This window comes from Shewanella sp. 10N.286.52.B9 (assembly GCF_002873635.1).
Taxonomy (GTDB): domain Bacteria; phylum Pseudomonadota; class Gammaproteobacteria; order Enterobacterales; family Shewanellaceae; genus Shewanella.
In genome coordinates this window covers 1-9791 of the sequence record NZ_MCTY01000193.1, presented here as the reverse complement: position 1 = coordinate 9791, position 9791 = coordinate 1, and the positions used below count along the sequence as shown (strand labels likewise).

At 42.5% G+C, this 9791-nt stretch carries 8 protein-coding genes; 1 reads left to right on the top strand and 7 read right to left on the bottom strand.

Annotated features, from left to right (window positions below; genetic code table 11):
* The 7 genes from BCU91_RS14500 to BCU91_RS14470 all read right to left on the bottom strand — a co-directional run.
* A partial coding sequence (locus BCU91_RS14500) for a multiheme c-type cytochrome (protein ID WP_277869346.1) occupies positions 1–428 on the bottom strand: 428 nt, incomplete at its 3' end.
* A gap of 693 nt (positions 429–1121) precedes the next feature.
* Complete coding sequence (locus BCU91_RS14495; RefSeq protein ID WP_102531761.1) at positions 1122–1574, bottom strand: hypothetical protein; 453 nt, start codon at positions 1572–1574, stop codon at positions 1122–1124.
* Between the two features lie 12 nt (positions 1575–1586).
* Positions 1587–2249 carry a molecular chaperone TorD family protein gene (locus tag BCU91_RS14490; RefSeq protein ID WP_102531760.1) on the bottom strand — a complete coding sequence of 221 codons (663 nt, stop codon included), beginning with the start codon at positions 2247–2249 and terminating at the stop codon, positions 1587–1589.
* Positions 2250–2295: 46 nt separating this feature from the next.
* Positions 2296–2964, bottom strand: a complete 669-nt coding sequence (locus BCU91_RS14485) for a DMSO/selenate family reductase complex B subunit (protein ID WP_102531762.1) — start codon at positions 2962–2964, stop codon at positions 2296–2298.
* Between the two features lie 11 nt (positions 2965–2975).
* On the bottom strand, positions 2976–5489 hold the full coding sequence (locus BCU91_RS14480; RefSeq protein WP_102531759.1) for a DMSO/selenate family reductase complex A subunit: 2514 nt from the start codon (positions 5487–5489) through the stop codon (positions 2976–2978).
* Between the two features lie 44 nt (positions 5490–5533).
* Positions 5534–7525 carry an MtrB/PioB family decaheme-associated outer membrane protein gene (locus BCU91_RS14475; RefSeq protein WP_102531758.1) on the bottom strand — a complete coding sequence of 664 codons (1992 nt, stop codon included), beginning with the start codon at positions 7523–7525 and terminating at the stop codon, positions 5534–5536.
* 15 nt (positions 7526–7540) lie between these two features.
* A complete protein-coding gene (locus BCU91_RS14470) occupies positions 7541–8488 on the bottom strand; it encodes a DmsE family decaheme c-type cytochrome (protein WP_102531757.1) in 948 nt (315 codons plus the stop codon).
* A gap of 197 nt (positions 8489–8685) precedes the next feature.
* Between BCU91_RS14470 and BCU91_RS14465 the strand changes: the two genes are divergently transcribed.
* Positions 8686–9624: a helix-turn-helix transcriptional regulator gene (locus tag BCU91_RS14465; protein ID WP_206747626.1), complete on the top strand. Its 939-nt coding sequence runs from the start codon at positions 8686–8688 to the stop codon at positions 9622–9624.
* The last annotated feature ends 167 nt before the right edge of the window (positions 9625–9791 follow it).

The following is a 9791-nucleotide window of genomic DNA, read 5'->3' as shown; positions in this document are numbered from 1 at the left end:
TTATGGGTGCTGGTATGCCACGCCATTTGCTCTGGGTCGTTATGGCAACCTTGGCAAACGGTATTTTGGGTTGGGGCAGACAATTTGCTGTCGGAACCAAACGCAATCATCGGCTCTTTACCGCCGCGATTATGCTGGCCTTGTGGGCCATGACAAGCTTCACACTGTAGGCCTGCCATAGGTGAGTCGCTGCTGGCAATGTTACCGTGCACGCCATCAAATATGTCCATGACGGTTTCATTTTTACGGTGACAGGTTAGGCAGTTGTCGGCGCCTTTAGGGGAGTAGTTTCCTTCAGCGAACTTTTCAATTAATTGTTGTTCTAATTGTGTTGAACTGAGGTCATCCCATGGGGTGGCATTAGTGCTTGTATGGGGAATTAATATTGAAGAAGCGCCAATTATTAATGCAAGGATCATTTTTTTCATAAATATAATTCCCTTAATAATTCAGTTAGATATTTATTGTTCTATGAATGTTTATTTTTGAATTCTAAGTTAGAAAATCGAGATAATTCAGTTGTTAAAAAACTGCAATTCAGAAGCGTGACTTATGCTGTGTTATGGAGGGTAAATCAGCGAATGATCACAAATTTACTGCGAATGATTTTTATTACCGAGGTAAATTGGTGTGCACTTAATTTGATTAAAAACAATTACTTAGCTGGGTGTGTAAATATTTTGTTTGTTATTGGTTTTAGTCTCGTTAGTAAGTTTGGGTATTTAAGTGGTTGAAGATGTAGGGGTTACTTCAAAGTTTTAAAGTTGTTAATTTAATGCATGTTTATGTTTTGGAGAGATAATAAGTAAATATGGGTTAATAAATGAGTATTGACGTAACATTAGCGTTTTGTGTTAGATATTAATCTTTATTATTAAACACTTAATAACTTCTGTTTATGTTATATGGGTAACTTTTAGGAAGATGGTTGGGCTGAAGTAATGAAAATGGCTAGTTCTAATTTACTGGGCAGGGCTCGTTGGCTTGATATAAGCAAGCAACCAGCCTCGGAATAGATCATTTAGTAGAAAGGTGTAGGGAATAATTGAAAGGTATAGGGAGCAATTAACTCATTAGAATTCGGTGCTTTATGGGATATCCTATTTCACACCGAATCGTGGTTAACGTTTCCCCATATTATATTGCTGTTTACGCTGTTGCTTGCGCTCTGACTCTAAACGCGCCATGGCGGTTAACACTCGTTGGCTGTTGTCTTGTAGCTTTGAGTTGGCGTATTGCGCATCATCTCTAATGGTTTGTGCATAATGCACTGCCAACGACATAATTAACTGCTCAGGTTGTGTCAGCAGTTTATGTTCCAGCTCCTTAATAAACATCAATAAAAAGCACTGAAACAAGGTATCAAAAACCTGCTCCATATCCATGCTGTAATGTTCATTTTTAGGCTTGGGCGGTAATTCGATCATCGCGGCGATGAGGCTGCACACTGTCGAGCAAGGCGTTGCGCCGACAAATAACTCACCAATGCCCTTATCTTGAGCAAAGTACTGTTGTAATTGCAGGGCAAAATCTGCTTTGTTCCACTGCTGGGCGACGGATCGAATGACACTCATAAGCTTTTCCTACTAGCGAAATAACCGCATTGGCATTGGGATGATATTTAATGTGTTAGCGAGTACTGTGTCAAAATCGCCTGCTAGTAGGGCGATGCCTTTATAGAAATCGGTTTCAGCATGTTTTATGGCGAGTTCGTGACAACGGCCCGACCATGGCAACATGTGTTGTTGCAATAACACCATAAGCGCTTCTTTAGCTGGCTTATTGTCTGGTTCATCAATTAATTGCTGCAATAATTGATCGATAACCGCATAGAACAAAGCGATATGGTCTACGGGTTGGTTAAATTTCAATTCGAAACTAATGCCTAATTGCTTGTAAAAGTTCATTAAGCTAATAGTCGATTCGTCATTGAGAATTTGTTGTTCGCCTAGGTAAGTGGATCCCCAAGGCATAGCGTTAGGCTCGCCGGGTCCAAAATAGAGCTGGCCGTAATCAAGCTTAATGTCGTTGATTTGTTCTGGGTGCCATTGTGAGAAGAATTGACCTAATAATGACTTACCTTGCTTATTGGCCTCAGAGTCTTGTAGTGCAGGCCAGGTCAGGTTTAATTGATTGCTGACAAAATACTGGATTGAATCTTCGGTTGGATAGTCCAATAAAACGTTATGCAGTAAACGTGCAATAGCTTGTAGCTCTAGATAAGCGTCATCAGTGGTAGTGTCGGTCATTATGTCATTCCTGTTAAAAGGCGCCCCGAAGGGCGCCATCATTTAGTTATACTTCTGCAAAGTTGAGGATGTCACCTTGTTGGCCGCCATTTCTATTCGCTTTAATTATCAAATTAGGTGAAGTAATACCTTCTGATGGTAGGGGGGCGATATGGGCGTCACCATTACCATATTTAGCTTTAATGTTTTCAACGGTATCAAAATCCATTGCGCGCATTGGGCAAGAGTCAACACACATAGGCTTGCGGCCTTCTGCTAGTCGGTCGTAACAACCATCACACTTGGTCATCACTTTACGTTCTTGGTCTAATTGCGGTGCATCATATGGACAAGCTTTGGCGCAGCTGCTGCAGCCAATGCATAAGTCAGTTGCCACATGGACTAAGCCGTCTTCACGACGTTTATGCATCGCACCCGTAGGACACGCCTTAACACAAACAGGCTCACTACAATGGTTACAGCCAATTGACACATAGTAGCTAAACACATTTTGCTCAAAAGAGCCTGTGCTTGGGTCTACATTCCAGCTGCCACCGCCGTATTCATAAACACGACGCCAATTAACGCCATTTAATGCAGGTACACCGCCTTCTGTTGGCTTATCGCCTTCGCGAATAATGCCACTTTGACGGTCTTTACAAGAAATATGGCAGGCTTTACAACCTGTACATTTAGTCGTATCAAGGTAGAAACTGTATTGAGTTGATTCGGTCATGGTAGCCTCCATTAAATAGCTTTACGAATTTGAACACGGTTTGTGTGCTGTGGGTTGCCTTTTGCAACTGGGCTTGGTGCATATTTAGTCAGCGAGTTAATCGCGCCGCCAATATCAATCACTTTACCAGTTGAACCTGTACGACCATTTGGATCGGGAGAGAACCAAGCGCCTTGACCTAAAGCCACAATGCCAGGAGCAACACGTGGAGTGATACGTACTACCACTTCAATTGAGCCGCGTTCGTTATACATTTCGATTTTGTCACCAGAAGCCACACCGTATTCTTGGGCATCAATGGCATTAATCCATACCGCATCTTCTACCGCTTCACGTAACCAAGGTACGTTGTGATAGCTTGAGTGAGTACGACCTTTAGTGTGATAACCCGCTAATTGCAGTGGGTAATCTTCTTTAGTGTCTTCATCTTCGTAACCGTCCCAAGTCACTGTGTACTGTGGTAGTGGTGTGATGATGTCGCCTTTGTACTTGTCTTGTTCCCAGTTCGCTGCGCGCCAAGCAAGTTCAGCTGAATAGATTTCAATTTTGCCTGATGGCGTTGATAGTGCTTCGCCGCCATTGACGAAGCTTTCTAGTGCCACGTGACGATTATGAGTGTTGTTACGGAATAAACCGATGTCCTGTGCTTCTTTGTACGTTGCTGGGAAGGCTGGTTTGATATCTGCGTTACCGGCATTTGCTTTCGTTTGCTGATAAAGCTCTTCTAACCAATCATCTTCAGTTTTGCCTTCGGTAAATTCGGCGCCAACACCCATAGCATCAGCAATCATTGCTGATACTTGGTACATTGACTTACAGTCCCAAATTGGGTCTACAGCTGCTTTCATTGCAGTAATATAGTCAAGCGAACCAGATGCATATGAGTCATTAACTAAGTCATTTGATTCTAACCAAGAGGTATCAGGAATGATGATGTCGGCAAATTTAGCACCAGGCGTCATCCAACAGTCACAAGAGACAATTAATTCAACGCCGCTTTCATCTTTTAAGATTTCAGCCGTACCATTAATGTCTGCGTGTTGGTTCAGTAGTGAACTGTCAGATGCAGAGATGATCACTTTGATGTTGTTTCCAAGTGGGGTATCTAAACCGTCAGTACCGGTAACACCATGAGTACGAGCCGTCATGGTTTCACCATTGTGAATCGCTTCAGACCAGCAGAAGAATGAAATCTGTTCTTTAACTGGGTTAGCGCCAGTTGGGATCCCTGCACGGTATGCGCTTGTCATGTTTGGTAGCTCACCGTTTGATGAGCCCTCAACACCTAACTTACCAGCTAATACGCTAAGCATATAAATGGCGCGGACTGATTGCTCACCATTTGCCTGACGGTTAACGCCAGCGCCTGCAACTATGTAGGGTTTTTGGGCTGCCATTAAATCGTCAGCAAGCTGTTTTATTTTAGCTGCTGGAATACCAGTAATAGATTGGGCCCATTCTGGAGTGCGCGGGGCGCGATCGCTGTAGATACCCTGCGCCATGATGTAATCATAGTAGTTATCTTCAGAGTTCATATGCTGGGCATATTCAATTTTAGTGGCATCGCCGCTGGTTTCAAACGCTAGCTTTTGAGCAAGAATCGACGCTGCATCATAACCAACAGTATGGTTATTAATGAAGTCGATACTCTTGCGCTCAACCCAACCTGAGCTGATCATGATGTATGCCATTGCTTCAGCAAGCGCAGCATCTGTTCCTGGACGGATCGGCAACCAAGTGCTTTCTTTACCTAACATTGAGTCGGTATAACGCGGGTCAATTAAGGTTACTTTTAGGCCGTTGTTACGTTGCAGTGCATTAAGATAATCATAACCTTCACCTGAACCTGATTGACGGATTTCACTTGGGTTATAAGCAAAACCTAATAAGAAGTCACTTTGATCTAAGGTTACTGTAGAAGAACCAGCAGTGCTGCTAGTACCAAAGGTATGCTTAGCCGCTTCAATTTGCTGCGCCCAAGAGTAGTTACCGTAGTAGCTTAAGCAGCCGCCAACTAAGTTGAATAGACGGTTAAAGCAGGCGTTTGATGCAAAACCGTAATAAGCACCTGAACCGTAACTTCTAAAGATAGACTTGTTACCATGCTCAGCAATGGTTTTGTTTAGCTGGGTAGCAATAGTTGATGCTGCTTCTTCCCAAGTAATAGGTATAAATTTGCCTTCACCACGCTCGCCAATACGCTTCATTGGGGTTTTTAAGCGGTCAGTTGCATAGGTACGTTGACGTAATGAACGACCACGGGCACAGGCGCGGATTTGATGTAGGCCGTATTCATCTTCTACTTCATGATCCGCTTCAACGCGAGTAATGATGCCGTCTTGACTAAATACTTTTACTGGGCAGTTTGAACCACAGTTTACTAAGCATGCTGACCAAGTTAAGGTCTCATCAACAGGTACTTCTGGTGGTAGTGGCTCGGCATCTTTTGAGCTGGTGTTACAGCCGGTTACTGTTGCAGCGCAACCTAAAGCCGCACTCATTTTCAAGAAACTTCTGCGTTCCATTATTAAATCCTCTTACTAAAATTTTTTCAGCGCGTTGGTAACGACTACAGCAGATAGCTGAAATTCAGCATGATCTGATGGGCGTTATAATTGTGATTAAGCTCGCCTAGCGTCACCATTACAGGGACTTCATTTGGCGATATTTGAGCATCATCGGTGTCGTAATAGCGTTCGTAGCGGTACGTCAGCTTTAAGGCCATGTCGTCACTTAAGGCGTAGTTGGCATATAAGCTGGCGCTATGGTTATAAGAATAATAATCACCGTATGGCGTGGTGCCATCACTGGTAACGTAGGTATCACTGCTTGAGTTACTGAATAGGTAATCAGCCCCTAAAGTCAGTTGATCCTGCATTAATCCGCCGTAGCTCACGCCGGCGCCCATATTGATAAATTTGTCTTCAATATCGGCGTACCAATCAGGGTCGCTATAATTTTGGCTGCCAGCTTGAGCTGAATTAATCCACTGTTGTCCGGCAAAACCATAAGCTGATAATTGCTTGCTAAGTTGTAGGTTTACATTGATGTCGTAACCGTAATCTTCTGATTCCGTTAAGCCGATAACAGTATCGTTATAGTCATCTATGGCGTAGCGTCCAGTGAAGTCGATGCTTAACCAATCAAGTGGGCTGTGATTAACGCGCAGCTCGATATCGTTACGGGTTCTATCAGCAAGATAGTACTTACGCATTAGGCTGTTATCTTCAGATGACGTTAGCTCATTGGTTAAATACTCAGAGCCGCCGCGATTGCTGTGGCTGGCTTTAACATTGATATTGACGTTATCAATGGCGCGAATACTGAACTTGGCCCATAGGTTGTCTTCGTTAGTTTGTTCGCGGTCGCTGTAAGTACGTTCAACATCTTTGCGATCGTAACCTGCTTGTAAGCGGTAACCACTGCTGATGCGGTAGCTGGCATTCACTTTATAGCTTGAGCGTTCGATATCAGTGGCAACGTTTTCTTTGAAGCTGCCACTTAAGCTATTAAAGTCGTATTGCTGAAATTCAAATACCGAGCTGTTGTTTTCACGGTTGCTGTAGTCATAACTGGCACCCAGACGTAAACGGTTGCTCAACATTGAGGTGATATTGAAGCTGGCGTCTGTGGTGTCGACTTCACCATCCCAGTTTTGGATTGGATTACCAGCCACTTGAATGAGGTCATCATCTTGAATCATGCGGCCAACAATAAAGCGCCCTGACATCACAGTGCGATTTAATTGATATTGGCCCGACAGTGATACTTGATGGGCTTCATTGTCTGGGGTTGCAGCATACAAGTCGTATGAATACGGTAAGCTCAGATCGTTAACATTATTTTTGTACTGGCTACCAAAGTAGCTCAGCTCAGTTAACCAGTTGTCGCCAGTAAGCGCTGCGCCTGCGGTAAATGAATCAGTGGTCGAGTCGACAACTAAACCAATATTTACTGGGCTTGGGGTAACAATGCTACTGCTCTTGTAACCGCTTTTATCTTCGGTTTCATAACGCAGGTAGCCTTGATAAAAATCTTGCTTAACTTTGGCACCAAAGCCCATTTTTTCACGTTGCTGTGATAGCTCAAAGGTGTATGGCTCGTCACTTGGCACCATCATGCCATCGTCATAATAAAGCTGACTTTGAGCATCACCTGACTGATAGGTGGTCAGTAATTGGTAATCGGCATCAACTGAAAACAGTCCCGCTTTACCGACGCTGACATTCGCTGAGCTGTTTTCAAACCCCAGTTGGTTAGCTTGAATGCTCGCCTGATAGCCGCTATCGCCTTGGTAGTTCACATCACCGCTAACGGCAGTGACAAAACCGTCTTGATCAGTACCAAAGGCATTAGCAGCATGAACATCATCACTGCTAATGTAACCCGCTTCAACACTGACACTGCCGTTATAGCCAGTGTTTGCTTCACAGCGCTGACATTGATATTTTTGCTGATCAACATTAGCGGTATTAGCTTTACCTACCGCAAAATCAGCCGCCATAGCGGGCGCTGAGGCAATCACTAATGAGGCAGTAATAATATTGAGTTTAAAGTTCATTGTTGTTGCCCTCATTTAGCGTTGCAGCAAGCTGCCAGCTGGATGGTTAGAACCATGAATTTGGCTGTGGCAATTTAAACAACTTTTTCCGCCGCCAAAGGCATCCATTCCTGGTTGTGGTACTACGCGACTTGCATGGCCATCATCGGCATGGCATTGCTGACAAAGCTGCGGAGCACGGTTGTTGAGCATAGATTCGTTAACGCTGCCGTGTGGGTTATGACAAGTGACGCAATTTTCAGTCACTGGAGCATGTTCCCATAACACTGGGCCGCGCATTTCTGCATGACAGCTATAACAAGTGTCATTAATAGAAGGTTTATTTAACGCGCTTTCAGTCATAGAACCATGGGGAGAATGACAGTCAACACAGGTCATTTGGTCCCATTTTAGTGGATGAGATGAGCGCTTATTCATGTCAGCTTTTTCTTGGCTATGACAACTAGTGCAGGTATCGTTAACGGTTAGTTTGTCTAGGGCAGGATCTTTAGCTGCGTGGATGTTATGGCAATCAGCACAGGCAACTTCTTCAAGATTATGGGTGCTGTTATGCCATGCCATTTGTTTTGGATCGTTATGACAGCCCTGACAAACGGTATTTTGTGCTTGGGTTGATAACTTGCTGTCTTGGCCAAATTGGATCATTGGCTCTTTGCCGCCACGGTTATGGTTACCTTGAGGGCCATGACAAGCTTCGCACTGCAGCCCCGCCATTGGCGAGTCACTATTAGTTAAGTTGCCATGGGCGCCTTTGAAGATATCCATGACTTTGTCATTTTTGCGGTGACACATTAAGCAGCTGTCTGCCCCTTTAGGGGAATACTTACCGGCAGCGAACTTTTCAACTAATTGTTGCTCTAATTGGTCTGCTGGCATGTCATCCCATGGCGAAGAGATAGCACTAAATGAGCATAAACAGAGCGTTATGCTGATATAGGTTATGAATTTACGATACCAGTTCATTAAGTTACCTGACCTTATTAAATCAAACGTTAAAAAGTGTACTAATTAAGAGGGGGTATTCTAGGGATGTGTAGAAATCTAATCGATGCAATTGAATTATCAGAAAACGACATATGTGATCCGTGTCAGCATCTTGAGTAGCAAAAACAAATAAAATAACCGTCCAATAAATGTGGATATTATTTAGATGTTTTCAGATGATAAAATATAAGTGCCGGCCAGCTGTTCACACCAAGATTGTGTGTGAATATTGCGAGTTAATTAATTTTCCATTACCTGATGAATATAACCACTTTAAATATCTTGCAGATACAGATTTGATTGGTTTTAATACCATTACTAACTTATTACGTTATATAGAAAATAATTGTGACAATAAGTATTTCTTTATTGATTTAATACAATATTTTATTCAGCGGATCATCAAGTTTACTGATATCGACTTTTCAGCAGAGGTAAGTGATGCACAAAAGCTGCTGGCATTTACCCAATTTTATAATCAAGTATCAGATCTGAATTGGCATAATATTGAAACGCAACATAGCCTAGGTTTGGTGGCTAAACGGGCTCCTCAAGCGATTGCATCTAAATATGATGACTTGTTTATTTATAGCTGTCTTACGCATATTTTAGGTTGCTCACTCACTAAAAAGTCTAGCATAATTATTGAGTTACCATTCGAACGGTCATTCTATGGTGTTGATGTAGACTTGTTTGATAATGTGACCTTTAACTGTCAGTCAATGTCAGTGATAGTGGCAAAAGATGAACGAGATGTTAACCCGGTAATGGCTGAAAATAAGCTAACACTTTCTAGTAGTGACCGGGTAAAAGCTGCCGCTAATAGCATGCCACCGTCAGCATTAAGTTTACCCAATCTTGCCAATTCAATTGGGGTTTCAGAAAGGGGTTTACAGCGTGAACTTAGAACTGAAAACTGCTGTGTAAAAGACATGATTCAAAATACCAGAATGAATTCTATTATAACTATTTTGAAAAATAATAAAGGTAATATAAAAAAGTCAGCATATGAAAGTGGCTTTAAAGATCTACCAAGTTTTAGCCGATACTTTTCTAAATCAACAGGCTGCACGCCAACTCAATATGTGCGCAATAATATTTGCAACAATCTGTAACCAACATTTAATATAATAAGTTTAATGAGAATGGTTATTAATTAAATTAATCATAAGTAATATTATTAATTAAATTTCGCAGTTTTAGCGGCTGATTTAGCGGTTATTTAACTGTGTGTGGCTTTGCTAACGGCTAAAGTTAGCTTAGATAAATAGCACAAAATCAT

Excerpts from the sequence above, each read along its gene's own strand:
- BCU91_RS14495 (WP_102531761.1), bottom strand. The coding sequence starts at position 1,574 with ATGAGTGTCATTCGATCCGTCGCCCAGCAGTGGAACAAAGCAGATTTT.
- BCU91_RS14490 (WP_102531760.1), bottom strand. The coding sequence starts at position 2,249 with ATGACCGACACTACCACTGATGACGCTTATCTAGAGCTACAAGCTATT.
- BCU91_RS14485 (WP_102531762.1), bottom strand. The coding sequence starts at position 2,964 with ATGACCGAATCAACTCAATACAGTTTCTACCTTGATACGACTAAATGT.
- BCU91_RS14480 (WP_102531759.1), bottom strand. The coding sequence starts at position 5,489 with ATGGAACGCAGAAGTTTCTTGAAAATGAGTGCGGCTTTAGGTTGCGCT.
- BCU91_RS14475 (WP_102531758.1), bottom strand. The coding sequence starts at position 7,525 with ATGAACTTTAAACTCAATATTATTACTGCCTCATTAGTGATTGCCTCA.
- BCU91_RS14470 (WP_102531757.1), bottom strand. The coding sequence starts at position 8,488 with ATGAACTGGTATCGTAAATTCATAACCTATATCAGCATAACGCTCTGT.
- BCU91_RS14465 (WP_206747626.1), top strand. The coding sequence starts at position 8,686 with ATGATAAAATATAAGTGCCGGCCAGCTGTTCACACCAAGATTGTGTGT.